Origin of the sequence: Enterobacter cloacae complex sp. 397G4, assembly GCF_050031515.1 — a bacterium.
In the GTDB taxonomy this organism is placed as follows: domain Bacteria; phylum Pseudomonadota; class Gammaproteobacteria; order Enterobacterales; family Enterobacteriaceae; genus Enterobacter; species Enterobacter hormaechei_C.
The window spans coordinates 3,282,711-3,308,692 of sequence record NZ_JBLGWE010000001.1 but is presented as its reverse complement, the minus strand read 5'-3'; the positions used below and the strand labels follow the sequence as shown (position 1 = coordinate 3,308,692).

At 55.5% G+C, this 25,982-nt stretch carries 22 protein-coding genes; 18 read left to right on the top strand and 4 right to left on the bottom strand.

The features are described from left to right. Window positions 1-37: 37 nt before the first annotated feature. Window positions 38-1,240, bottom strand: a complete 1,203-nt coding sequence (gene ackA / locus ACQG1Y_RS15820) for an acetate kinase (RefSeq protein ID WP_015572267.1) — start codon at window positions 1,238-1,240, stop codon at window positions 38-40. Window positions 1,241-1,577: 337 nt separating this feature from the next. Here ackA and yfbV point away from each other — a divergent pair, with 337 nt between their 5' ends. From yfbV to ACQG1Y_RS15800, 4 genes are all read left to right on the top strand, one after another. After that, complete coding sequence (gene yfbV, locus ACQG1Y_RS15815) at window positions 1,578-2,033, top strand: terminus macrodomain insulation protein YfbV (protein WP_017383434.1); 456 nt, start codon at window positions 1,578-1,580, stop codon at window positions 2,031-2,033. Window positions 2,034-2,125: 92 nt separating this feature from the next. Further along, window positions 2,126-2,620: a YfbU family protein gene (locus ACQG1Y_RS15810; RefSeq protein WP_003861461.1), complete on the top strand. Its 495-nt coding sequence runs from the start codon at window positions 2,126-2,128 to the stop codon at window positions 2,618-2,620. Between the two features lie 11 nt (window positions 2,621-2,631). Further along, the gene (locus tag ACQG1Y_RS15805; protein WP_003861463.1) at window positions 2,632-3,291 is read left to right on the top strand and encodes a sugar phosphatase; all 660 of its coding nucleotides are present in this window, start codon (window positions 2,632-2,634) and stop codon (window positions 3,289-3,291) included. Between the two features lie 75 nt (window positions 3,292-3,366). Next, the gene (locus ACQG1Y_RS15800) at window positions 3,367-5,199 is read left to right on the top strand and encodes an SLC13 family permease (protein WP_368740624.1); all 1,833 of its coding nucleotides are present in this window, start codon (window positions 3,367-3,369) and stop codon (window positions 5,197-5,199) included. A gap of 80 nt (window positions 5,200-5,279) precedes the next feature. On the opposite strand, the gene yfbR is transcribed toward ACQG1Y_RS15800, so the two are convergent. Then, the gene (gene yfbR, locus ACQG1Y_RS15795) at window positions 5,280-5,879 is read right to left on the bottom strand and encodes a 5'-deoxynucleotidase (protein WP_426736798.1); all 600 of its coding nucleotides are present in this window, start codon (window positions 5,877-5,879) and stop codon (window positions 5,280-5,282) included. 117 nt (window positions 5,880-5,996) lie between these two features. Continuing rightward, window positions 5,997-7,211, bottom strand: a complete 1,215-nt coding sequence (gene alaA, locus ACQG1Y_RS15790; RefSeq protein WP_003861471.1) for an alanine transaminase AlaA — start codon at window positions 7,209-7,211, stop codon at window positions 5,997-5,999. Between the two features lie 937 nt (window positions 7,212-8,148). On the opposite strand from alaA, the gene lrhA reads away from it, so the two are divergent. The 14 genes from lrhA to nuoN all read left to right on the top strand — a co-directional run bounded on the left by lrhA (window position 8,149) and on the right by nuoN (window position 24,754). After that, complete coding sequence (gene lrhA, locus ACQG1Y_RS15785) at window positions 8,149-9,087, top strand: transcriptional regulator LrhA (protein ID WP_017693002.1); 939 nt, start codon at window positions 8,149-8,151, stop codon at window positions 9,085-9,087. A gap of 631 nt (window positions 9,088-9,718) precedes the next feature. Beyond that, entirely contained in the window at window positions 9,719-10,159 is a 441-nt protein-coding gene (gene nuoA, locus ACQG1Y_RS15780) for an NADH-quinone oxidoreductase subunit NuoA (RefSeq protein WP_003861475.1), read from the top strand. A gap of 15 nt (window positions 10,160-10,174) precedes the next feature. Then, on the top strand, window positions 10,175-10,849 hold the full coding sequence (nuoB, locus tag ACQG1Y_RS15775) for an NADH-quinone oxidoreductase subunit NuoB (RefSeq protein WP_003861482.1): 675 nt from the start codon (window positions 10,175-10,177) through the stop codon (window positions 10,847-10,849). 89 nt (window positions 10,850-10,938) lie between these two features. After that, a complete protein-coding gene (nuoC, locus tag ACQG1Y_RS15770) occupies window positions 10,939-12,741 on the top strand; it encodes an NADH-quinone oxidoreductase subunit C/D (protein ID WP_003861484.1) in 1,803 nt (600 codons plus the stop codon). A 2-nt stretch (window positions 12,742-12,743) separates the two neighbouring features. Beyond that, window positions 12,744-13,244: an NADH-quinone oxidoreductase subunit NuoE gene (nuoE, locus tag ACQG1Y_RS15765; RefSeq protein ID WP_368740625.1), complete on the top strand. Its 501-nt coding sequence runs from the start codon at window positions 12,744-12,746 to the stop codon at window positions 13,242-13,244. Further along, window positions 13,241-14,578 carry an NADH-quinone oxidoreductase subunit NuoF gene (nuoF, locus tag ACQG1Y_RS15760; protein WP_003861487.1) on the top strand — a complete coding sequence of 446 codons (1,338 nt, stop codon included), beginning with the start codon at window positions 13,241-13,243 and terminating at the stop codon, window positions 14,576-14,578. Before nuoE ends, nuoF begins: the two co-directional genes overlap by 4 nt. 55 nt (window positions 14,579-14,633) lie before the next feature. After that, complete coding sequence (nuoG, locus tag ACQG1Y_RS15755) at window positions 14,634-17,357, top strand: NADH-quinone oxidoreductase subunit NuoG (protein WP_426736796.1); 2,724 nt, start codon at window positions 14,634-14,636, stop codon at window positions 17,355-17,357. Further along, on the top strand, window positions 17,354-18,331 hold the full coding sequence (nuoH, locus tag ACQG1Y_RS15750; protein WP_003861490.1) for an NADH-quinone oxidoreductase subunit NuoH: 978 nt from the start codon (window positions 17,354-17,356) through the stop codon (window positions 18,329-18,331). Before nuoG ends, nuoH begins: the two co-directional genes overlap by 4 nt. A gap of 14 nt (window positions 18,332-18,345) precedes the next feature. Then, window positions 18,346-18,888, top strand: a complete 543-nt coding sequence (gene nuoI, locus ACQG1Y_RS15745) for an NADH-quinone oxidoreductase subunit NuoI (RefSeq protein WP_426736794.1) — start codon at window positions 18,346-18,348, stop codon at window positions 18,886-18,888. A 10-nt stretch (window positions 18,889-18,898) separates the two neighbouring features. Beyond that, window positions 18,899-19,453: an NADH-quinone oxidoreductase subunit J gene (gene nuoJ, locus ACQG1Y_RS15740; protein WP_003861493.1), complete on the top strand. Its 555-nt coding sequence runs from the start codon at window positions 18,899-18,901 to the stop codon at window positions 19,451-19,453. Continuing rightward, window positions 19,450-19,752: an NADH-quinone oxidoreductase subunit NuoK gene (gene nuoK / locus ACQG1Y_RS15735; protein WP_003861496.1), complete on the top strand. Its 303-nt coding sequence runs from the start codon at window positions 19,450-19,452 to the stop codon at window positions 19,750-19,752. Before nuoJ ends, nuoK begins: the two co-directional genes overlap by 4 nt. Continuing rightward, window positions 19,749-21,590: an NADH-quinone oxidoreductase subunit L gene (nuoL, locus tag ACQG1Y_RS15730; RefSeq protein ID WP_003861497.1), complete on the top strand. Its 1,842-nt coding sequence runs from the start codon at window positions 19,749-19,751 to the stop codon at window positions 21,588-21,590. The genes nuoK and nuoL overlap by 4 nt, the downstream gene beginning before the upstream one ends. 170 nt (window positions 21,591-21,760) lie before the next feature. Further along, window positions 21,761-23,290: an NADH-quinone oxidoreductase subunit M gene (nuoM, locus tag ACQG1Y_RS15725; RefSeq protein ID WP_003861498.1), complete on the top strand. Its 1,530-nt coding sequence runs from the start codon at window positions 21,761-21,763 to the stop codon at window positions 23,288-23,290. Window positions 23,291-23,296: 6 nt separating this feature from the next. Then, window positions 23,297-24,754 (top strand): NADH-quinone oxidoreductase subunit NuoN, encoded by a 1,458-nt coding sequence (gene nuoN, locus ACQG1Y_RS15720; protein WP_015572273.1) that lies wholly within the window; start codon window positions 23,297-23,299, stop codon window positions 24,752-24,754. A 164-nt stretch (window positions 24,755-24,918) separates the two neighbouring features. On the opposite strand, the gene ACQG1Y_RS15715 is transcribed toward nuoN, so the two are convergent. Further along, window positions 24,919-25,923 carry a chemotaxis protein gene (locus ACQG1Y_RS15715; protein WP_015572274.1) on the bottom strand — a complete coding sequence of 335 codons (1,005 nt, stop codon included), beginning with the start codon at window positions 25,921-25,923 and terminating at the stop codon, window positions 24,919-24,921. Window positions 25,924-25,982: the final 59 nt, after the last annotated feature.

Sequence of the window (25,982 nt, the reverse complement as noted above, 5' to 3'; positions counted from 1 at the left end):
ACAAAACAGCACCGCCAGCATTGCTGGCGGTGTGGAATCAGGCAGTCAGGCGGTGCGCGTCTTGCGCGATGACCAGCTCTTCGTTAGTTGGGATAACGATAGCAGGGCGGGTGCCTTCTTTGTTGATGAAGCCAGACTTGCCGAAGCGGGCAGCCAGGTTACGCTCATGATCAACTTCGAAGCCCAGAACGCCCAGTTTGCCCAGGGACAGTTCACGTACCATTGCCGCGTTCTCACCGATACCGCCGGTGAAGATAACAGCATCCAGACGGCCTTCCATCAGCGCGGTGTAAGAACCGATGTACTTCGCCAGACGGTGGCAATAAACGTCCATTGCACGTTTAGCGTCAGCTTTTTCTGCGTAATTGTCTTCAACGTAACGGCAGTCGCTGGTGACCTCGGTCAGGCCCAGCAGGCCAGACTCTTTGGTCAGCATTTTGTTGATGTCGTCAACGCTCATGCCCAGGGTGTCGTGCAGGTGGAAGATGATCGCCGGGTCGATATCACCGGAACGGGTACCCATCACCAGACCTTCCAGCGGGGTCAGACCCATAGAGGTGTCAACACACTTACCGTTGCGGATAGCGGAAACAGAACCACCGTTGCCCAGGTGGCAGGTGATGATGTTGACTTCTTCAACCGGCTTGTTCAGCACTTTTGCGGCTTCCTGAGTCACATAGAAGTGGCTGGTGCCGTGTGCGCCGTAACGACGGACGCCGTGCTCTTTGTACAGGCTGTATGGCAGGGCATAGAGGTAAGACTCTTCCGGCATGGTCTGATGGAACGCGGTATCAAACACGGCCACGTTTTTGTCTTTCAGGCTCGGGAAGGATTTCAGTGCTTCAGCGATACCGATCAGGTGAGCCGGGTTATGCAGCGGTGCGAAAGACGCAGAGTCTTTGATACCCTGGATCACGGAGTCGTCGATTACCACGGAACTGGTGTATTTTTCGCCGCCGTGGACGATACGGTGACCAATTGCGGTCAGCTGAGCAGACAGTTCTGGTTTTTGTGCCAGAATAGTGTTAACGATAAAGTTCAGCGCTTCACTGTGAGCGGCGCCTGCACCTAAAGCCGCTTCTTGTTTGCTGCCGTCCATCTTCCACTTGATACGTGCTTCAGGCAGATGGAAACATTCGGCCAAACCAGAGAGGTACTCGTCACCGTTGAGCGCATCGATGATGGCGAATTTCAGTGAGGAGCTACCGCAGTTCAGAACCAGTACTAACTTACTCGACATGGAAGTACCTATTATTGATACGTGGCTAAAAAAACGTCAGTGAGTCTAAAAGCGTAACGCATGCTGACCCAGACATTTATGATTAACATCATGCCAAACAAACATTCTGGCAGGATGGAAGAAATACCTATGATTTTAAGCCATTTTGAACATTTTTCAGACAATGGCATAATATGCGATAATTTGACGAGTTAACGCTTATCGTCTACGGCCCTATCAGGCTGGCACAGGATACCCGATACGGGGTAGCGATGACAAAATATTTTGAACGTTGTCATAGCCTGTTGTGGTTTTGCACGAAAATTTTAATTTTTATATGTGAAGTTGAGGTACAGCCATGTCGACACCCGAAATCCCGTCCGTGAACTTTTTTAGTCTGTTTCGTCGGGGACAGCATTACGCAAAGACATGGCCGATGGAAAAGCGCCTCGCGCCCATGTTTATTGAAAATCGCACTATTCGCGCCACGCGCTATGCGATTCGCTTTATGCCCCCAATTGCCGTTTTTACCCTGTGCTGGCAGATAGCGTTAGGTGGACAGCTTGGCCCTGCCGTCGCGACGGCGCTTTTTGCGTTAAGCCTGCCGATGCAGGGGCTATGGTGGTTAGGCAAACGTTCCGTCACGCCACTTCCGCCTTCTGTTTTACACTGGTTTTATGAAGTGCGTGGAAAACTGGAGGAGGCGGGCCAGGCGCTGGCACCGGTTGAAGGCAAGCCAGACTATCAGGCGCTGGCGGATACCCTCAAGCGTGCGTTTAAACAGCTTGATAAAACATTCCTCGATGACTTGTGATTGATCATCGAAACGACGACCAAAAGAAGGCACAGTAACAATCAGTTACCGTGTCTTTTTTTTACAGTGCAATGCGCTACAGGAGTCGAAAGATGGAAATGACCCATGCTCAACGTCTGATTTTGTCTAACCAGTACAAGATGATGACTATGCTTGATCCCGATAACGCTGCGCGCTACAGCCGCCTGCAAACCATTGTTGAACGTGGTTTTGGCTTGCAGATGCGCGAACTGGATCGCGAATTTGGCGAACTGAAAGAGGAAACCTGCCGTATCGTTATCGACATCATGGAGATGTACCATGCGCTGCATGTGTCCTGGACCAATCTGAAGGACCAGCAGACCATTGACGAGCGCCGCGTGACGTTCCTGGGCTTTGATGCTGCGACGGAAGCGCGCTATCTGAGCTATGTACGCTTTATGGTGAATACCGAAGGGCGTTACACCCATTTTGATGCGGGTACGCACGGCTTCAACGCCCAGACCCCGATGTGGGATAAGTATCAACGTATGCTGAGCGCGTGGCACGCCTGTCCGCGTCAGTACCATTTAAGCAGCAACGAAATTCAACAAATCATTAATGCCTGACGGAGGTGTGTGTGCAGTGTAAAGGTTTTCTGTTTGATCTGGACGGTACGCTGGTGGATTCGCTACCGGTGGTGGAGCGCTCGTGGTGCCACTGGGCCGACCGGCACGGCATCGACCATCAGGACGTACTGAATTTCATCCATGGCAAACAGGCCATTACCTCATTGCGGCACTTCCTTGCGGGACGTTCTGAGGAAGAGATTCAGGCGGAGTTCCGCTATCTTGAGCAGATTGAAGCTACCGATACCGAAGGCATCACCGCGCTGCCCGGTGCGCGTGAACTGCTTGAGCACCTGAATGAAGCGCAGATCCCGTGGGCTATCGTCACCTCCGGCTCGGTTCCCGTCGCGCATGCCCGTCATAAGGCGGCAGGTTTACCGACGCCGGACGTCTTCATTACCGCTGAGCGCGTGAAGCGCGGCAAGCCTGAACCGGATGCGTTCCTGCTCGGCGCTGAACTGCTTGGCCTTGCGCCAGCGGAGTGCGTGGTGGTGGAAGACGCGGCAGCAGGCGTGCTGGCCGGGCTGAACGCCGGAAGCCACGTCATTGCCGTTAACGTCCCGGCGGGTTCCCCCCGGCTGGAGGAGGCGGATTTCGTGCTTAACACCCTGACCGCCATCGACGTCTCGAAGGCGTCAGACGGAGTTGTAACCGTCTCGCTAAAAATGTAATCCCATGATATAGCCCCGCATTACCGGGGCTTTTTTATGGCAGAATTGCTTCTCCTCCACTGACAAGGACATGTTGTGAACGGTGAACTGATTTGGGTCCTGAGCCTGCTGTTAATCGCCATCATTCTTTTTGCCACGGGCAAGGTGCGCATGGATGCCGTCGCCCTGTTTGTGATTGTCGCATTCGTTCTGAGCGGTACTCTTTCCCTGCCGGAAGCCTTTTCCGGGTTTAGCGATCCCAACGTTATTTTGATTGCCGCCCTGTTTATTATTGGCGACGGGCTGGTACGCACCGGCGTGGCGACGATGATGGGGTCGTGGTTGGTTAAGGTGGCGGGCAGCAGCGAAACCAAAATGCTGATTTACCTGATGCTGACGGTCGCCGGGCTGGGCGCGTTTATGAGCTCTACGGGCGTCGTGGCCATCTTTATTCCGGTCGTGCTGAGCGTCTGCATGAGGATGCAGATCTCCCCGTCGCGGCTGATGATGCCGTTGAGCTTCGCCGGGCTCATCAGCGGCATGATGACGCTGGTCGCAACGCCGCCGAACCTCGTCGTGAACAGCGAACTGATCCGTGAGGGGCTTGAGGGGTTTAGCTTTTTCAGCGTTACGCCGATCGGGCTGGTGGTACTGGTGATGGGCATTATCTATATGCTATTGACCCGTTTCGCGCTGAAAGGGGAGAAGAAGGATAAAGCCAAAGAGGGCTGGAAGCGGCGCTCTTTCCGCGATCTGATTAAAGAGTATCGTCTGACCGGGCGTGCCCGACGTCTGGCTATCCGCCCGGGATCGCCTATGGTGGGGCAGCGGCTGGATGACCTTAAGCTACGCGAACGCTATGGCGCGAACGTCATCGGGGTTGAGCGCTGGCGTCGTTTTCGTCGGGTGATCGTTAACGTGAACGGGGTGTCAGAGTTTCGCGCGCGTGACGTCCTGCTGATTGATATGTCCACCGCGGACGTGGAACTGCGGGAGTTTTGTAGCGAGCAGCTGCTGGAGCCGATGGTCCTGCGCGGCGAGTATTTCTCTGACCAGGCGCTGGATGTGGGAATGGCCGAGGTGTCGCTGATCCCGGAATCGGAGTTATTGGGCAAAACCGTGCGTGAAATCGGCTTTCGTACCCGCTATGGCCTCAACGTGGTGGGCCTGAAGCGCGATGGCGTAGCCCTTGAAGGGGCGGTGGTGGATGAGCCGATCCTGCTGGGGGATATCTTCCTCGTGGTCGGCAACTGGAAACTGATTAGCCAGCTCGGGCAGAAAGGCCGCGATTTTGTGGTGCTGAATATGCCGATTGAAGAGAACGATGCATCACCGGCGCACAGCCAGGCGCCCCATGCGATTTTTTGCCTGGTATTGATGGTCGCGCTGATGCTGACGGACGAGATCCCTAACCCGGTGGCGGCGATAATCGCCTGTCTGTTAATGGGCAAATTCCGCTGTATTGACGCCGAAAGCGCTTACAAAGCGATTCACTGGCCGAGCATCATTCTCATCGTCGGGATGATGCCCTTCGCCCTGGCGCTACAGAAAACCGGCGGGGTGGATTTGATCGTGAAAGGCTTAATGGACGCGGGAGGGGGATATGGTCCGTACCTGATGATGGTTTGCCTGTTCGTCATGTGCGCCACCATTGGTTTGTTCATCTCCAATACCGCAACGGCGGTGCTGATGGCGCCCATTGCGCTGGCGATGGCAAAATCGATGGGCGTTTCGCCGTATCCGTTTGCGATGATCGTTGCGATGGCGGCGTCCGCGGCATTTATGACGCCGGTCTCTTCCCCGGTCAATACGCTGGTGCTGGGGCCCGGGAATTATAGGTTCAGTGATTTCGTGAAGCTGGGTGTGCCGTTCACCGTGCTGGTGATGTTGGTGTGCGTGGTATTGATACCGGTCCTGTTTCCGTTCTGAGCATTTTGCCGGGTGGCGGCTACGCCTTACCCGGCCTACAACCCCGTAGGCCCTGCAAGCGCAGCGCCGCTGGGCGAAAATCAGAGTGGCGAATCCTGGCTAATCTCATCCAGCGACAAATGGAAGCTCGGCACAAACACGCGCATAAAGTAGTCCATCTCTTCGCTGCGACGGGATTCCAGCGTTTTTTCCAGACGCGTTTTTGCCAGTAAAAATTCGTTATTCCCGGCGGATAACTCTTCCAGACACTTCAGGTAGGCGCACAGCGCATCGGCCTGCTTAACCAGGGATTTCTCCTCTTCCGTATACTGGTGCTCATCGATCAGCGGCCCGAAGATATCGCGCAGCTCTTCAGGCACCATGTCGATCAGCTTCTGCTGGGCAATCTTCTCAATGGCCTTATATTCCTGGGCAATCTGCGAGTTGAAATATTTCACCGGCGTAGGCAGATCCCCGGTCAGCACTTCCGATGCATCGTGATACATCGCCAGCAGGGCGATACGTTCGACATTCACCTGCCCGTTGAATTTGCGGTTTTTAATCGCGGCCAGCGCGTGCGCGACCATGGCAACCTGCAAACTGTGCTCAGACACATTCTCAGTGCGCACGTTGCGCATCAGCGGCCAGCGGTTGATGAGTTTCAGGCGGGAGAGGTGGGCAAAGAAATGACTCTGACTCATAGGTTACCTTATGTCTTCACTGCGACAGACTTCATTGTGCGGGGAGGGGAGGGAAGATGCAAATTTGCGGATGTTGTAGGCCGGGTAAGCGCAGCGCTACCCGGCGAAAAGTCAGCGTTACTGATGGTACCCGGAGAGGAAGCGCCCGAAGCGGCTGATGGCCATCTCGAGATCGTCTTCGCGCGGCAGGGTGACGATACGCACGTGATCCGGCCACGGCCAGTTAAACGCCGTCCCCTGAACCAGCAGCACTTTTTCCTGCAACAGGAAGTCGAGCACCATTTTCTGGTCGTCGTGAATATTGAAGCGCTTCGCGTCGATTTTCGGGAACATGTACAGCGCGCCGTTAGGCTTCACGCAGGAGACGCCCGGAATATCATTAATCAATTCCCATGCGCGGTTGCGCTGTTCATACAGGCGGCCGCCTGGAACGATAAACTCGCTGATGCTTTGATAGCCGCCGAGAGCTGTCTGGATCGCATGTTGCGCCGGTACGTTGGCGCACAGACGCATGGATGCCAGCATCTCCAGCCCTTCAATGTAGCCTTTCGCATGTTTTTTCGGACCGTTCAGTACCATCCAGCCCTGACGGAAACCGGCAACGCGGTAAGTTTTAGACAGTCCGTTAAAGGTTACCGTCAGCAGATCGGGTGCCAGCGCGGCGATAGAGTGGTGCTGCGCCGCGTCGTACAGGATCTTGTCGTAAATCTCGTCGGCAAAGATGATCAGGTTGTGCTGGCGGGCGATCTCGACGATCTCCATCAGCAGCTCTTTTGAATAGACCGCACCCGTCGGGTTATTCGGGTTAATGATCACGATACCCCGGGTGCGCGGGGTAATTTTGGCGCGAATATCATCCAGATCCGGGAACCAGTCAGAGGATTCGTCGCACAGGTAGTGCACCGCTTTACCGCTGGACAGGGACACCGCAGCTGTCCACAGCGGATAATCCGGGGCAGGAACCAGCATTTCATCGCCGCTGTTCAGGAGCGCCTGCATCGCCTGAACGATCAGCTCCGAGACACCGTTGCCAATGTAGATATCTTCAACGGTGACGTCGCGCATACCGCGAGCCTGATAGTGCTGCATGATGGCTTTACGGGCGGAATAAAGCCCTTTTGAATCGCAGTAGCCTTGTGCAGTGGGCAGGTTACGGATCACATCCACCAGGATCTCATCCGGCGCTTCAAAACCAAATGGCGCGGGGTTGCCGATGTTGAGTTTCAGAACCTTATTGCCTTCCTCTTCAAGGCGTTTTGCCTCTTTGAGTACCGGGCCACGGATGTCGTAACAGACGTTGTCGAGCTTGCTGGATTTTTCGATAGGGGACATGAACCTTTAACCTTTTCGCTATTATTGCAACTTCCTGCCGTGGAAGTGAGCACGGAACAATGTACTCCCACCGCGCTTCGTTTTGAAGGGCGCACAGAAGAAGATTTCGTCCAACCGGGCAATGCCGCGGTGATCGCTTACTCTAACGACGGAGTGATTTTGTGCCTGAATTTATCGTGATAAAGAGGGGTGTTGGGTTGTTTGTGCTAAAAATTTCATATAAAGATGAATATTATTCTGGAATAAATAAAAAGACGATTCGGGCTGATGCATTAGTCCCCCTGAGTGACCATTCGTAAAACCTGAATGCTAAGATACCGATTGCCATATTAGCAAAGCCAGGTTAAAAGTTACTCATGTGAAATTAATGTTAAGGGTTATTAATGAATGGCCTGAATCTAAATTAAACTTTATTTATTATTAACGACGAAAATGCAACTTTCGTTAATTTTAATAAAAAGAGTGTAGTTGCTTATCATTGGCGGTAAATCCTTAATATTGCAATAAGACTTATAAATATAGTGGATTTGGGTTAAGATGTGTTTCGGGAATGCAGCATAGCGATAGGCCTGTTACGTATATCGGATACTGCTTTCCTGTATTAATCGATTGTTATTGTTAAAATTATCTCTGGCTGATTGGGTAAGTCACATCTTGCTACGTTGCCAACGCTGCGATATAGATGGCAGAAAACATGTCTTACTCTTTATGGTATTAACATCGACCTGCAAACAACGAAATATCCTGGACGCAAGAGAATAAAAATAACGTCATGAAACGTGATTTCTGACTGGTGATATACCGCAGTACAATAACTATCTGTCAGGCAGTCTGCCGGGCCGGGATGCGAGGGAAACTCTTCAGAAGGAATTGCTTAACTGTTACACACAGCTTCAACCCGGGCAGCTCCGCACGAGCAACCTGAAAGTGAAAAGATATGATAAATGCAAATCGTCCGATAATGAATCTCGACCTCGATCTGCTGAGAACGTTTGTTGCGGTCGCCGATCTCAACACTTTTGCAGCAGCTGCTGCCGCCGTTTGCCGTACCCAGTCCGCCGTGAGTCAGCAAATGCAGCGGCTGGAACAACTGGTTGGTAAAGAGCTTTTTGCGCGTCATGGACGTAATAAGCTTTTAACAGAACATGGTATTCAGCTTCTGGGTTATGCCAGAAAGATACTGCGCTTTAATGATGAAGCCTGTATGTCATTAATGTTTAGCAACCTTCAGGGAGTGTTAACATTAGGGGCGTCAGATGAATCAGCAGATACCATTTTACCCTTCCTTCTCAACCGAATTAGCTCGGTTTATCCGAAGCTTGCCCTGGACGTTAGCGTTAAACGCAATGCCTTCATGGTTGAGATGCTGAAAGAAAACGAGGTTGACCTGGTGGTCACCACGCATCGACCTGGCCAGTTTGACAGCCTGACGCTGCGTACTTCTCCAACGCACTGGTACTGTGCCGCGGAGTATGTATTGCAGAAAGGTGAGCCGATACCCCTGGTCCTGCTGGACGATCCGAGTCCGTTCCGCGATATGGTGCTGGCTGCGCTCAACGAAGCCGGTATTCCATGGCGCCTGGCGTACGTGGCGTCAACCTTGCCCGCAGTGCGAGCGGCGGTGAAGGCCGGGCTTGGCGTAACGGCCCGTCCGGTGGAGATGATGAGCCCCGATCTGCGTGTGCTGGGTCAATCCGAGGGACTCCCGTCGTTGCCGGATACGGAGTACCTGCTGTGCCATAACGCCGCCAGCAACAACGAGCTGGCAAAAGTGGTGTTCGAGGCAATGGAAAACTACCACAATCCATGGCAGTACGCGCCTGTTACTCCCGAAGGAGGGGACGACTCCCTGATCGTGGAAGGGGATTTTGAGTGATCATTCCCTCAAAATTCTCGTAACAAAATGTAAGTGCAAAAAAGAGCCACTCGCATGATTTTTTCCTGCGAGTGGTTTTTTTTGCTATTCATAACCGTGAACAGAGCAGGGATAAAGCAAATACCGCTTATTTATCAATGCAGAAAATGTTTTTGGTTAAGATGTAAACAATACCTGTTCTAACTTACCTCATACCCCGCCGATGTTAAAAAAACAGGAAATATGTTGCTGTTTTTTTGATTGAATTAACAAAAGCGTGTCTCAGATCAAGAAAATACTCCCATTTAGGGGGAGGAATCGTTGGCAAATCCTGTCAAAATAGGAGGGTTATTTTTTTTACTTCCAAAACGGACACGATTCAACAAGATGCATTTGACGGAAAGTCATGTACCCACCAGGGTTAAAGGGCACCAAATGTTAATGAGAATCGCACGTTGTAATTTAATGTGAAGAAACCTTTGTTAAAGTTGACAAAAGGTTATAGAAAGGAGTAAAAAACCCCATCATTTTGCTGTCTATGTCTCATTTCTGACAGTTAGTGTAAGGTTATTTTGTTCCTCCCCATGAATCGATGTGATACCCATCTGCCAGCAAGAGCAGTGTCGTCGGTATCACTTTTGATGAGTAAGCAATGAGTATGTCAACATCCACAGAAGTCATCGCTCATCACTGGGCATTCGCAATCTTTCTTATTGTAGCCATTGGCCTGTGCTGCCTGATGTTAGTCGGCGGCTGGTTCCTGGGCGGTCGCGCCCGCGCAAGGCACAAAAACACACCTTTCGAATCAGGTATTGATTCAGTAGGTACCGCTCGCTTACGCCTGTCTGCCAAGTTCTACCTGGTAGCCATGTTCTTCGTCATTTTTGACGTGGAAGCGCTTTACCTCTTCGCGTGGTCTACCTCCATTCGCGAAAGTGGTTGGGTGGGCTTTGTCGAGGCCGCAATTTTCATTTTAGTGTTACTGGCCGGTCTGGTTTATCTGGTGCGTATTGGCGCGCTGGACTGGACACCTGTGCGTTCACGCCGTGAACACATCAACCCGGAAAACAGTATCTCTAATCGTCAGCAGTAACAGCGAGGCAACAAGATGGATTATACGCTCACCCGCATAGATCCTAACGGTGAGAATGACCGTTACCCCCTGCAAAAACAGGAGATCGTAACCGACCCCCTGGAGCAAGAAGTCAACAAAAGCGTGTACATGGGCAAGCTCGAACATGCCATGCACGACATGGTCAACTGGGGTCGTAAGAACTCCATCTGGCCATACAACTTTGGCCTTTCTTGCTGCTACGTTGAAATGGTGACGTCATTCACTGCGGTGCATGACGTTGCGCGTTTTGGGGCCGAGGTACTGCGTGCTTCTCCACGTCAGGCTGACCTGATGGTGGTGGCCGGGACCTGCTTTACCAAGATGGCACCAGTTATTCAGCGTCTTTATGACCAGATGCTGGAGCCAAAATGGGTTATCTCCATGGGCGCATGTGCAAACTCCGGCGGTATGTACGACATTTATTCCGTTGTGCAGGGCGTTGATAAGTTCATTCCGGTGGATGTGTACATCCCGGGCTGCCCGCCGCGTCCAGAGGCCTATATGCAGGCGCTGATGCTGCTCCAGGAGTCAATTGGTAAAGAACGCCGCCCGCTTTCATGGGTTGTTGGCGATCAGGGTGTCTATCGCGCGAACATGCAGTCTGAGCGCGAGCGTAAACGTGGTGAACGTATTGCCGTCACCAACCTGCGTACGCCTGACGAAATTTAATTTGCGCCTGTGGGCCTGGAGAACACCTTCGCATATCACTACTCAAATAGCGCGAAGCCAGGCTTAACAGTCACCACGGACCATTTGCAATGGTGAACAATATGACCGACTTAACCGCGCAAGAAGCCGCCTGGCAGACCCGGGATCATCTCGATGACCCCGTCATTGGCGAACTGCGCAACCGTTTTGGGCCGGATGCCTTTACTGTTCAGGCCACCCGCACCGGGGTACCCGTTGTTTGGGTGAAGCGTGAGCAATTACTGGAAGTTGTCGATTTCCTCAAGAAATTGCCAAAACCTTACGTCATGCTGTTTGACTTACACGGCATGGACGAACGTCTGAGAACGCACCGCCAGGGTCTCCCTGCTGCGGATTTTTCCGTTTTCTACCACCTGATCTCAATAGACCGCAACACGGATATCATGCTCAAGGTGGCATTGTCTGAAAACGACATGCATCTGCCGACGATCACCAAACTTTTCCCGAACGCCAACTGGTACGAGCGTGAAACCTGGGAAATGTTCGGCATGACCTTCGACGGCCACCCGCATCTGACGCGCATCATGATGCCGCAGACCTGGACCGGCCACCCGCTGCGTAAAGACTACCCGGCACGCGCCACTGAATTTGACCCGTTTGAGCTGACCAAAGCCAAGCAGGATCTGGAGATGGAAGCGCTGACCTTCAAGCCGGAAGACTGGGGCATGAAGCGCGGCACCGAAAACGAGGACTTCATGTTCCTCAACCTCGGTCCAAACCACCCTTCTGCGCACGGTGCATTCCGTATTATCCTTCAGCTTGACGGTGAAGAAATTGTCGACTGCGTCCCTGACATCGGCTACCACCACCGTGGTGCCGAGAAGATGGGCGAGCGTCAGTCCTGGCACAGCTACATTCCGTACACCGACCGTATCGAATACCTCGGCGGCTGCGTGAACGAAATGCCATACGTGCTGGCCGTTGAGAAGCTGGCAGGCATCACCGTCCCGGATCGCGTTAACGTGATTCGCGTGATGCTGTCTGAACTGTTCCGTATTAACAGCCACCTGCTGTACATCTCCACGTTCATTCAGGACGTCGGCGCGATGACGCCGGTCTTCTTCGCCTTTACCGACCGTCAGAAAATCTACGATCTGGTGGAAGCGATTACCGGTTTCCGTATGCACCCGGCCTGGTTCCGCATCGGCGGTGTGGCGCACGATCTGCCGCGCGGCTGGGACCGCCTGCTGCGTGAATTCCTCGACTGGATGCCGAAACGTCTGGCGTCTTACGAGAAAGCCGCGCTGCGTAACTCCATCCTGAAAGGCCGTTCTCAGGGCGTTGCTGCCTACGGCGCGAAAGAAGCGCTGGAGTGGGGAACCACAGGTGCAGGTCTGCGTGCGACGGGTATTGATTTCGACGTGCGTAAAGCCCGTCCTTACTCTGGTTACGAGAACTTCGACTTTGAAGTCCCGGTTGGCGGCGGCGTATCCGACTGCTATACCCGCGTGATGCTGAAAGTGGAAGAGCTGCGCCAGAGCCTGCGCATCCTTGAGCAGTGCCTCAACAACATGCCGGAAGGCCCGTTCAAGGCGGATCACCCGCTGACGACGCCGCCACCGAAAGAGCGCACGCTGCAACATATCGAAACCCTGATCACCCACTTCCTGCAAGTTTCCTGGGGCCCGGTCATGCCGGCACAGGAATCCTTCCAGATGATTGAAGCGACCAAGGGTATCAACAGCTACTACCTCACCAGCGACGGCAGCACCATGAGCTACCGCACCCGCGTGCGTACGCCAAGCTTCGCGCACTTGCAGCAGATCCCGGCCGCCATTCGCGGCAGTCTGGTCTCCGACCTGATTGTGTATCTGGGTAGTATCGATTTTGTTATGTCAGATGTGGACCGCTAATTATGCACGAGAATCAACAACCACAAACCGAGGCTTTTGAGCTGAGTGAAGCAGAGCGTGCCGCCATTGAGCACGAGATGCACCACTACGAAGACCCGCGTGCGGCGTCCATTGAAGCGCTGAAAATCGTACAGAAACAGCGTGGTTGGGTGCCGGATGGGGCGATCTACGAGATCGCAAAAGTGCTGGGCATTCCGGCAAGTGACGTAGAAGGCGTAGCCACGTTCTACAGCCAGATCTTCCGTCAGCCGGTAGGCCGCCATGTGATCCGCTACTGTGACAGCGTGGTCTGCCACATCACCGGTTATCAGGGCATTCAGGCTGCGATTGAGAAGAAACTCAATATCAGGCCGGGCCAGACCACCTTCGACGGACGCTTTACTCTGCTGCCAACCTGCTGCCTGGGTAACTGCGACAAGGGGCCGACCATGATGATTGATGAGGACACTCACAGCCATCTGACGCCGGAAGCGATTCCTGACCTGCTGGAGCAGTACAAATGAAAACTGTAATTCGTACTGCTGAGACGCATCCGCTGACCTGGCGTCTGCGTGATGACAAACAGCCGGTCTGGCTCGACGAATATCAGAGCAAAAACGGCTATGCCGGCGCGCGTAAAGCCCTTGGCGGCATGGCGCCGGACGACATCGTTAACGCGGTGAAAGAGTCTGGCCTGAAAGGCCGCGGCGGCGCGGGCTTCTCCACCGGTCTGAAGTGGAGCCTGATGCCGAAAGATGAATCCATGAACATCCGTTACCTGCTGTGTAACGCCGATGAGATGGAGCCGGGTACCTATAAAGACCGCCTGCTGATGGAACAGCTGCCGCACCTGCTGGTGGAAGGCATGCTGATCTCCGCGTTCGCGCTGAAAGCGTACCGTGGCTACATCTTCCTGCGCGGTGAATACATCGAAGCGGCTGAAAACCTGCGTCGCGCGATTGCCGAAGCCACTGAAGCCGGTCTGCTGGGTAAAAACATCCTGGGCACCGGGTTTGACTTCGAGCTGTTCGTGCACACCGGTGCCGGGCGTTATATCTGCGGTGAAGAAACCGCGCTGATTAACTCCCTGGAAGGCCGCCGCGCGAACCCGCGCTCCAAGCCACCGTTCCCGGCAAGCTCCGGCGTGTGGGGTAAACCGACCTGCGTCAACAACGTCGAAACCCTGTGCAACGTCCCGGCGATCCTCGCGAACGGCGTGGAGTGGTATCAGGGCATCTCCTCAAGCAAAGATGCCGGTACCAAGCTGATGGGCTTCTCCGGTCGCGTGAAGAACCCTGGCGTCTGGGAGCTGCCGTTCGGCACCACCGCACGCGAAATTCTTGAAGACTACGCCGGCGGCATGCGCGATGGCCTGAAATTCAAAGCCTGGCAGCCGGGTGGGGCAGGGACGGACTTCCTGACCGAAGCCCACCTTGACCTGCCAATGGAGTTCGAAAGCATTGGTAAAGCAGGCAGCCGTCTGGGTACCGCGCTGGCGATGGCCGTCGACCACGAGATCGGCATGGTATCCCTGGTGCGTAACCTGGAAGAGTTCTTCGCCCGCGAGTCCTGCGGCTGGTGTACACCGTGCCGTGATGGTCTGCCGTGGAGCGTGAAGATCCTGCGTGCTATCGAACGTGGCGAAGGCCAGCCTGGCGATATCGAGACACTTGAGCAACTGTGTCGATTCTTAGGGCCGGGTAAAACCTTCTGTGCCCACGCACCGGGCGCCGTCGAGCCGCTGCAAAGCGCGATTAAATATTTCCGCGACGAATTCGAAGCAGGCATCAAGCAGCCGTTCAGCAATACCCATTCGATCAATGGTATTCAGCCGAACCTGCTGAAAGCGCGCTGGTAAAAAACAGAATTTTGATTAACGCTCGGTTTCGGCCGAGCCAACTGGAAGCATGCTAATGGCTACGATTCATGTAGACGGCAAAGAATACGAAGTCAACGGGGCGGACAACCTGCTGGAAGCTTGTCTGTCTCTTGGCCTCGATATTCCGTACTTTTGCTGGCATCCGGCGCTGGGCAGCGTCGGTGCTTGCCGCCAGTGTGCGGTGAAGCAATATCAAAACGCGGAAGACACGCGTGGTCGCCTGGTGATGTCCTGTATGACGCCAGCCGCCGAAGGCACCTTTATTTCGATTGATGACGAAGAAGCCAAACAGTTCCGTGAAAGCGTGGTGGAGTGGTTGATGACCAACCACCCGCACGACTGTCCGGTGTGTGAGGAGGGCGGTAACTGCCACCTTCAGGATATGACCGTCATGACCGGTCACAGCTTCCGTCGCTATCGCTTTACCAAGCGTACCCACCGTAACCAGGATCTGGGGCCGTTCATCTCTCACGAAATGAACCGCTGCATCGCCTGCTACCGCTGCGTGCGTTATTACAAAGATTATGCAGACGGACAGGATCTGGGCGTATATGGCGCGCATGACAACGTCTACTTCGGTCGTCCGGAAGACGGTACGCTGGAAAGCGAATTCTCCGGTAACCTGGTAGAAATCTGTCCGACCGGCGTATTCACGGATAAAACCCACTCTGAACGTTACAACCGTAAATGGGACATGCAGTTTGCGCCAAGCATCTGCCAGCAGTGCTCCCTTGGCTGTAACACCAGCCCGGGTGAACGTTACGGCGAACTGCGTCGTATCGAAAACCGTTACAACGGTACAGTTAACCACTACTTCCTCTGCGACCGCGGTCGTTTCGGCTATGGCTATGTGAACCTGAAAGACCGTCCGCGTCAGCCGGTTCAGCGCCGTGGCGATGACGTCATTACCCTGAACGCTGAGCAGGCGATGCAGGGCGCGGCAGATATTCTGCGTCAGTCGAAGAAAGTGATCGGCATCGGTTCCCCGCGCGCCAGCATCGAAAGCAACTTCGCGCTGCGGGAGCTGGTTGGGGCGGAAAACTTCTATACCGGTATCGCCCAGTGCGAGCAGGAACGTCTCCAGCTGGTGCTGAAAGTGCTGCGTGAAGGCGGCATTCATACGCCTGCGCTGCGCGAAATCGAATCTTATGATGCGGTTCTGGTGCTGGGTGAAGACCTGACGCAGACTGGTGCACGCGCGGCTCTGGCGGTTCGTCAGGCGGTGAAAGGCAAAGCACGTGAAATGGCAGCGGCGCAGAAAGTGGCTGACTGGCAGATTGCGGCCATTCTTAACATCGGCCAGCGCGCGAAGCATCCTCTGTTTGTGACTAACGTCGACAACACCCGTCTGGACGATATCGCCGCGTGGACCTACTGCGCGCCGGTTGAAGATCAGGCGCGTCTCGGCTTTGCCATTGCCCACGCGCTGGACAGCAACTCGCCGGCCGTTGAACTGGATCGCGACCTGCAAAACAAGGTCGATGTGATTGTTCAGGCACTGGCGGGGGCGAAGAAACCTCTGATTATTTCCGGTACCAACGCCGGTAGCGCTGAAATCATTCAGGCCGCAGCGAACGTTGCCAAAGCCCTGAAGGGCCGCGGCGCTGACGTCGGTGTGACTATGATTGCCCGTGCGGTGAACAGCATCGGTCTGGGTATGATTGGCGGCGGCTCGCTGGAAGACGCGTTAAGCGAACTGGAATCCGGTGCCGCTGACGCCGTTGTGGTGCTGGAAAACGACCTGCATCGCCATGCTTCTGCCGCTCGCGTTGACGCCGCGCTCTCCAGAGCGCCGCTGGTGATGGTTATCGACCATCAGCGCACCGCGATCATGGACAAAGCGCACCTCGTGCTCTCTGCGGCAAGCTTCGCAGAAAGCGACGGGACGGTGATCAACAACGAAGGCCGCGCCCAGCGTTTCTTCCAGGTTTATGACCCGGCCTACTACGACAGCAACACCGTGATGCTGGAAAGCTGGCGCTGGCTGCACTCTCTGCACAGCACCGTGCAGAGCCGTGAAGTGGACTGGACACAGCTCGACCACGTTATTGACGCGGTTGTTGAGAAACTGCCTCAGCTGGCGGGCATTAAAGACGCCGCGCCTGACGCAAGCTTCCGCATTTGCGGCCAGAAACTGGCGCGTGAGCCGCACCGCTACAGCGGTCGTACCGCGATGCGCGCCAACATCAGCGTGCACGAACCGCGTCAGCCGCAGGACAAAGACACCATGTTTGCCTTCTCGATGGAAGGGAACAACCAGCCGTCTGCGCCGCGTTCGCAAATCCCGTTTGCATGGGCACCGGGCTGGAACTCCCCGCAGGCATGGAACAAGTTCCAGGCTGAAGTGGGTGGTCACCTGCGCCACGGCGATCCGGGCGTGCGTCTGATTGAAGCCTCCGAAACCGGTCTGGACTTCTTCACCACCGTTCCGGCGAGCTTCCAGGCGCAGGAAGGTCACTGGCGTATTGCACCGTACTACCATCTGTTCGGTAGCGACGAAATGTCCCAGCGTTCTCCGGTATTCCAGCAGCGTATGCCGCAGCCGTACATCAAGCTCAACCCGGCGGATGCCGCGAAGCTTGGCGTTAACGCGGGTGCGAACATTGCCTTTAGCTACGACGGCCAGACAATCAGCCTGCCGCTGATTATTTCTGAACGCCTGTCAGCAGGGCTGGTGGGTCTGCCGATGGGTATGCCTGGCATCGCGCCGGTCCTGGCGGGTGCGCATCTTGATAACCTTCAGGAGGCAAAAGCATGAGTTGGTTAACGCCGGATCTTATCGACATCCTGCTGAGCATTCTGAAAGCGGTTGTGATTCTGCTGGTGGTCGTCACCTGCGGCGCGTTCATGAGCTTTGGTGAACGTCGTTTGCTCGGTCTGTTCCAGAACCGTTACGGACCGAACCGCGTGGGCTGGGGTGGTTCACTCCAGCTGGTCGCCGACATGATCAAGATGTTCTTTAAAGAGGACTGGGTTCCGCGCTTCTCGGACCGCGTGATCTTTACGCTGGCGCCGATGATCGCCTTCACCTCGCTGCTGCTGGCGTTTGCTATCGTTCCGGTCAGCCCGACCTGGGTGGTGGCTGACCTGAACATCGGCATTCTGTTCTTCCTGATGATGGCAGGCCTCGCGGTTTACGCGGTGCTGTTCGCAGGCTGGTCCAGTAACAACAAATACTCGCTGCTGGGTGCGATGCGTGCTTCCGCGCAGACGCTGAGCTACGAAGTGTTCCTGGGTCTCTCTCTGATGGGCGTGGTGGCGCAGGCCGGTTCATTTAACATGACCGACATCGTCAACAACCAGGCCGACATCTGGAACGTTATCCCGCAGTTCTTTGGGTTTATTACCTTTGCCATCGCGGGCGTGGCGGTGTGTCACCGTCACCCGTTTGACCAGCCAGAAGCCGAACAGGAACTGGCCGACGGTTACCACATTGAATATTCCGGTATGAAGTTCGGTCTGTTCTTCGTGGGCGAGTACATCGGTATCGTCACCATTTCCGCGTTGATGGTAACGCTGTTCTTTGGTGGCTGGCATGGCCCGTTCTTACCGCCGTTCATCTGGTTCGCGCTGAAAACCGCGTTCTTCATGATGATGTTCATTTTGATTCGCGCAGCGTTACCGCGTCCGCGTTATGACCAGGTAATGTCCTTCGGCTGGAAAGTGTGCCTGCCGCTGACGCTCGTCAACTTGTTGGTAACGGCGGCTGTCATTCTCTGGCAGCAGCCATAAGGGGCTTTGAGATCATGACCTTAAAAGAATTATTGGTAGGTTTCGGCACCCAGGTACGCAGTATCTGGATGATCGGCCTGCATGCGTTTGCCAAACGCGAAACCCGGATGTACCCGGAAGAGCCGGTATATCTGCCGCCGCGCTACCGTGGACGTATCGTGCTGACGCGCGACCCGGACGGTTCCGAGCGCTGCGTTGCCTGTAACCTGTGTGCGGTAGCGTGTCCGGTGGGCTGTATCTCTCTGCAAAAAGCAGAGACGGTAGACGGCCGCTGGTACCCTGAGTTCTTCCGCATCAACTTCTCACGCTGCATTTTCTGCGGTCTGTGTGAAGAAGCGTGCCCAACCACGGCGATTCAGCTGACTCCAGACTTCGAGCTGGGTGAGTACAAGCGTCAGGATCTGGTGTACGAGAAAGAGGATCTGCTGATTTCCGGTCCGGGCAAATACCCGGAATATAACTTCTACCGGATGGCGGGTATGGCAATCGACGGCAAAGATAAAGGCGAAGCAGAGAACGAAGCTATGCCTATCGACGTCAAGAGCCTGTTACCGTAAGGAGAGGGCAATGGAATTCGCTTTTTATATCTGTGGCCTTATCGCCATCCTGGCTACGCTGCGAGTGATCACGCACACCAATCCGGTGCATGCGCTGCTGTATTTAATCATCTCGCTGCTGGCTATTTCCGGGGTGTTCTTTGCGCTTGGCGCGCACTTCGCTGGTGCGCTGGAAATCATCGTCTACGCTGGGGCCATCATGGTGCTGTTTGTGTTCGTGGTGATGATGCTGAACCTGGGCGGCTCTGAAATTGAGCAGGAACGTCAGTGGTTAAAACCGCAGGTGTGGATTGGTCCGGCAATTTTGTCGGCCATCATGCTGGCGGTGATTGTTTACGCCATTCTGGGCGTCAACGACCAGGGTATCGACGGGACGCCAATCAGCGCGAAAGCCGTGGGTATCACCCTGTTTGGTCCGTACGTTCTGGCGGTTGAGCTGGCCTCAATGCTGCTGCTGGCGGGTCTGGTTGTGGCCTTCCACGTTGGCCGCGAAGAGCGTGTCGGCGAGGTGCTGAGCAACCGCACTGACGACCGCGCGAAAAGAAAAACGGAGGAACGCGCATGATCCCCTTAACACATGGACTGATCCTCGCTGCGATTTTATTCGTTCTGGGCTTAACCGGTCTGGTTATCCGCCGCAATCTGCTGTTTATGCTGATCGGTCTGGAAATCATGATCAACGCTTCCGCGCTGGCCTTTGTGGTCGCCGGCAGCTACTGGGGCCAGACCGATGGTCAGGTGATGTACATTCTCGCCATCAGCCTCGCGGCTGCTGAAGCGAGTATTGGCCTGGCGCTGTTGCTACAGCTCCATCGTCGCCGCCAGAACCTGAACATCGATTCAGTAAGTGAGTTGCGTGGATGAACATGCTTGCCTTAACCATTATTTTTCCGCTGATTGGCTTCGTGCTGCTGGCGTTTTCTCGCGGCCGCTGGTCTGAGAATCTGTCTGCCACCGTGGGCATTGGCTCTATCGGCCTGGCTGCGCTGGTCACAGCGTATGCGGGTATCGACTTCTTTAACAATGGACGTCAGGCCTACAGCGTACCGCTGTGGAACTGGATGTCGGTCGGTAACTTCAACATCGGTTTCAACCTGGTGCTGGATGGTCTGTCTCTGACCATGCTCTCCGTAGTTACCGGCGTCGGTTTCCTGATCCACATGTTCGCCTCCTGGTACATGCGCGGTGAAGAGGGATACTCCCGCTTCTTCGCCTACACCAACCTGTTTATCGCCAGCATGGTGGTTCTGGTGCTGGCCGATAACCTGCTGCTGATGTATCTGGGCTGGGAAGGCGTGGGTCTGTGTTCTTACCTGCTGATCGGTTTCTACTACACCGATCCGAAGAATGGCGCAGCGGCCATGAAAGCGTTCGTCGTGACCCGTGTGGGTGACGTGTTCCTCGCTTTCGCGCTGTTCATTCTTTACAACGAACTGGGCACGCTAAACTTCCGCGAAATGGTGGAACTGGCGCCGGCGCACTTCGAAGCAGGCAACAACATGCTGTGGTGGGCAACGCTGATGCTGCTGGGTGGCGCTGTGGGTAAATCCGCGCAGCTGCCGTTGCAGACATGGCTGGCCGACGCGATGGCGGGTCCAACCCCTGTCTCCGCGTTGATCCACGCCGCGACCATGGTCACCGCCGGTGTCTACCTGATTGCGCGTACCCATGGCCTGTTCCTGATGACCCCGGAAATTCTGCATCTGGTGGGTATTGTCGGTGCGGTTACGCTGGTGCTGGCAGGCTTTGCCGCGCTGGTGCAGACCGACATCAAGCGCGTGCTCGCATACTCCACCATGAGCCAGATTGGCTACATGTTCCTGGCGCTGGGCGTTCAGGCGTGGGACGCGGCCATTTTCCACCTGATGACGCACGCGTTCTTTAAAGCGCTGCTGTTCCTCTCATCCGGTTCGGTGATTCTGGCCTGCCACCACGAGCAGAACATCTTCAAAATGGGCGGACTGCGTAAGTCCATCCCGCTGGTGTATGTCTGCTTCCTGGTAGGCGGCGCGGCGCTGGCGGCACTGCCGCTGATCACCGCGGGCTTCTTCAGTAAGGACGAAATCCTTGCGGGCGCCATGGCGAATGGTCATATCAATCTGATGGTTGCGGGTCTGGTCGGTGCGTTTATGACCTCCCTGTACACCTTCCGTATGATTTTCATCGTCTTCCACGGTAAAGAACAAATTCACGCTCACGCAGGGAAGGGGATTACCCACCACCTGCCGCTGATTGTGCTGCTGGTCCTGTCCACCTTCGTTGGCGCGATGATTGTGCCACCGTTGCAGGGCGTACTGCCGGCGACAACCGAGCTTGAGCACGGTCGCGTTCTGACGCTTGAAATCACCTCCGGCGTAGTGGCTATCGCGGGCATCCTGATTGCCGCATGGCTGTGGCTGGGCAAACGCACGCTGGTGACTGCCGTTGCCAACAGCGCGCCGGGCCGTCTGCTGGGCACCTGGTGGTACAACGCATGGGGCTTCGACTGGCTGTACGACATGATCTTCGTGAAGCCGTTCCTGGGCATTGCGTGGCTGCTGAAGCGCGATCCACTGAACAGCCTGATGAATATCCCGGCGATCCTCTCCCGCTTTGCAGGTAAAGGCCTGCTGTTCAGCGAGAACGGTTATCTGCGCTGGTATGTGGCGTCCATGAGCATCGGTGCGGTTGTCGTACTGGCGCTGCTGATGGTGTTGCGTTGATTTTGAGTTAGCGGGGATTGTCGGGTGGCGCTAGCGCTTACCCGACCTACGGACCGTAGGCCCGGTAAGCGAAGCGCCACCGGGCAAAAGGCCCCGCACTCAAACGTGAATTTTGTCGAATTCGTTGAAAATCGGTCCCTGAGGGACTTTAACAAGGAATAAAAATCGCCATGTTACTACCCTGGCTAATATTAATTCCCTTCATCGGCGGCTTCCTGTGCTGGCAGACTGAACGCTTTGGCGTGAAGATGCCGCGCTGGATCGCGCTGATCACCATGGGATTGACGCTCGCGCTTGGTCTGCAACTCTGGTTGCAGGGTGGCTACTCACTGACCCAGTCCGCGGGCCTTCCGCAGTGGCAGTCTGAGTTCATTCTGCCGTGGATCCCACGTTTCGGTATTACGATCCACCTCGCGATTGACGGTCTGTCGCTGCTGATGGTGGTGCTGACCGGTCTGCTCGGCGTTCTGGCGGTACTCTGCTCCTGGCGAGAAATCGAAAAATACCAGGGCTTCTTCCACCTGAACCTGATGTGGATCCTGGGCGGCGTGATCGGCGTGTTCCTGGCCATCGACATGTTCCTGTTCTTCTTCTTCTGGGAGATGATGCTGGTGCCGATGTACTTCCTGATCGCGCTGTGGGGCCACAAGGCATCCGACGGTAAAACGCGTATCACGGCGGCCACCAAGTTCTTCATCTACACCCAGGCGAGTGGTCTGGTGATGTTGATTGCCATCCTGGCGCTGGTATTTGTGCATTACAATGCGACCGGCGTGTGGACCTTCAACTACGAAGACCTGCTGAAGACCCCGATGTCTCACGGTGTGGAATACCTGCTGATGCTCGGCTTCTTCATCGCCTTCGCGGTGAAAATGCCGGTCGTACCGCTGCACGGCTGGCTGCCGGACGCGCACTCTCAGGCGCCAACGGCGGGTTCCGTTGACCTGGCGGGTATCTTGCTGAAAACGGCGGCCTACGGTCTGCTGCGTTTCTCCCTGCCGCTGTTCCCGAACGCCTCCGCAGAGTTCGCGCCGATTGCCATGTGGCTGGGCGTGATCGGTATCTTCTACGGTGCATGGATGGCCTTCACGCAGTACGACATCAAACGTCTGATTGCTTACACCTCCGTTTCCCACATGGGCTTCGTGCTGATTGCCATCTACACCGGCAGCCAGCTGGCGTACCAGGGGGCGGTGATCCAGATGATTGCGCACGGCCTGTCCGCTGCCGGTCTCTTCATCCTGTGTGGTCAGCTGTACGAACGTCTGCATACCCGCGACATGCGTATGATGGGCGGCCTGTGGGGCAAAATGAAATGGCTGCCGGCGCTCTCCATGTTCTTCGCGGTGGCGACTCTGGGTATGCCGGGTACCGGTAACTTCGTCGGCGAGTTTATGATCCTGTTCGGCAGCTTCAACGTGGTACCGACGATCACCGTCATCTCCACCTTTGGTCTGGTGTTTGCCTCCGTGTACTCGCTGGCGATGCTGCACCGCGCTTACTTCGGTAAAGCGAAGAGTGAAATTGCTGCACAAGAACTGCCGGGGATGTCGCTGCGTGAGCTGTTCATCATCCTGCTGCTGGTCGTACTGCTGGTGCTGTTGGGCTTCTATCCGCAGCCGATTCTGGATACCTCGCACTCCGCGATGGGTAACATCCAGCAGTGGTTTGTTAATTCTGCTTCTACTACAAGGCCGTAATTCGCCATGACAATAACTCCACAACAACTGATCGCGCTGCTACCGCTGCTGATCGTCGGATTGACGGTGGTGGTTGTGATGCTCTCCATTGCGTGGCGACGCAATCACTTCCTGAATGCGACCCTGTCCGTTCTGGGTCTGAACGCTGCGTTAGTTTCCCTCTGGTTTGTTGGCCAGGCGGGAGCGATGGACGTCACGCCGCTGATGCGCGTTGACGGTTACGCCATGCTCTACACCGGTCTGGTGCTGCTGGCGAGCCTGGCAACCTGTACCTTTGCGTACCCGTGGCTCGAAGGTTACAACGACAACAAAGAAGAGTTTTACCTGCTGGTACTGATTGCCGCACTGGGCGGTATTCTGCTGGCGAACGCGAACCACCTGGCCGCGCTGTTCCTCGGTATTGAGCTGATCTCACTCCCGCTGTTCGGCCTGATTGGTTACGCTTTCCGCCAGAAGCGCTCTCTGGAAGCGGCAATCAAGTACACGATCCTGTCTGCTGCCGCGTCGTCGTTCCTGCTGTTTGGTATCGCGCTGCTGTACGCACAGACGGGTAATCTCTCCTTCATGGCGCTCGGTAAGAGCCTTGGCGACGGCATGATGCATGAGCCGCTGCTGCTGGCGGGTCTGGGCATGATGATTGTTGGCCTTGGCTTTAAACTCTCACTGGTTCCGTTCCACCTGTGGACGCCAGACGTATACCAGGGTGCCCCTGCACCAGTCTCGACCTTCCTGGCGACGGCGAGCAAAATCGCTATCTTCGGTGTGGTCATGCGTCTGTTCCTGTACGCCCCGGTGGGTGACAGCGAAGCGGTCCGCGTGGTGCTGGGCATTATCGCGTTCGTGTCCATCATCTTCGGTAACCTGATGGCGCTGAGCCAGACCAACATCAAGCGTCTGCTGGGCTACTCCTCTATCTCCCATCTGGGTTACCTGCTGGTGGCGCTGATTGCGCTGCAAAGCGGTGAGATGTCGATGGAAACTGTGGGCGTCTATCTGGCCGGTTACCTGTTTAGCAGCCTCGGCGCGTTCGGCGTGGTGAGCCTGATGTCCAGCCCGTACCGTGGCCCGGATGCGGATTCCCTGTTCTCCTACCGTGGTCTGTTCTGGCACCGTCCGATTCTGTCTGCGGTAATGACCGTGATGATGCTCTCTCTGGCGGGTATCCCGATGACGCTGGGCTTTATCGGTAAGTTCTACGTGCTGGCCGTCGGTGTGCAGGCGGGTCTGTGGTGGCTGACGGCGGGTGTCGTTATCGGCTCCGCGATTGGTCTCTACTACTACCTGCGCGTTGCCGTGAGCCTGTACCTGAGCGCGCCTCAGCAGCTCAACCGCGATGCGCCGTCCAACTGGCAGTATAGCGCCGGCGGTATCGTGGTGCTGATCTCCGCGCTGCTGGTGCTGATCTTCGGTATCTATCCGCAGCCGCTGATTGATATCGTGCAGCGCGCGATGCCGCTGATGTAAAAACAAAAAACCCGCCTCGGCGGGTTTTTTATTGTTTTCTCCCTCTCCCCGTGGGAGAGGGCCGGGGTGAGGGCACCAGCCCGCACAGAGTAAAACATGCCCAGCGGCGCTACGCTTGCAGGGCCTACGGGTCCTGTAGGTCGGGTAAGCGTAGCGCCACCCGACTAAGCCAGCTGCTTGCGGCTAATCAACGGCCCTTCAATCTTCTTCATCGAGCGGTCCAGCACCTCTTCAATTACCGACGACAGCTCGTTCAGCTCAAACTTCGCCACATAGCCGTCCGCCTTCACTTTGCGAATATGATCTTCGTTCGCGTTGCCGGAAAGAGACGAGTGGATCACCACCGGAATATCTTTCAGTACCGGGTCGGATTTGATTTTTCGCGTCAGCGTAAATCCGTCCATCTCCGGCATTTCGAGGTCGGTTAATACCAGGGCAATCTTATCGGTAACGGGAACGCCCTCGGCCTGTGCCTGCGCGGCCAGCTGAGTGATTTTCTCCCACGCGTCTTTGCCGGTGATATGCAGCTGGGCCGGGATCTCCATCGCCTGCAATCCCTTCTCCAGCATTGAGCGCGCTACTTTTGAATCTTCTGCAACAATCGCGACAGAGCCAGGCTTGATGTTGAATTTGGTGGTTTCCAGATGGGTGGCGTGCAGATCGTGGTTCGCCGGGGTGATGTCGTACAGGATCTGCTCCACGTCCAGCACCATCGCCAGATCGTTGGTATCGGTCTTCTCGTCCAGACAGGCAATGCTGGTGATGTAGCGACCGCTGACGGCGGTTTCCGCGGCGTGCACCTGCTTCCAGTCCAGACGCATGATGTTTTCCACCGATTCCACGGCAAACGCCTGCACGCTGCGGGCATATTCGGTGATCAGCAGGATGTTCAGCCCGGTGGCTGGTTTGCAGCCGGCGACGGCGGCCAGATCGATCACCGGGATCACCTGGTCACGAATGTTCACCATCCCCATCAGCGGAGACTTCATTCCCGCCGGTTTGGTGAAGGTCGGCATCGGCACAATTTCGCGCAATTTGAATACGTTGATGCCGAACAGCTCGGATTTATTTTCGTTCAGAGAGGTGCCAAGACGGAACAGCAACAGTTCAAAACGGTTGGACAGGGTCAGGTTTGCCCTGTCATCAATATCTTTCTGGAAATTATCCATTCTACCCTCAAGAGAAATGCTGGCCTTTTAATCGTTATCGGCACGCTGAGGGAAAAATG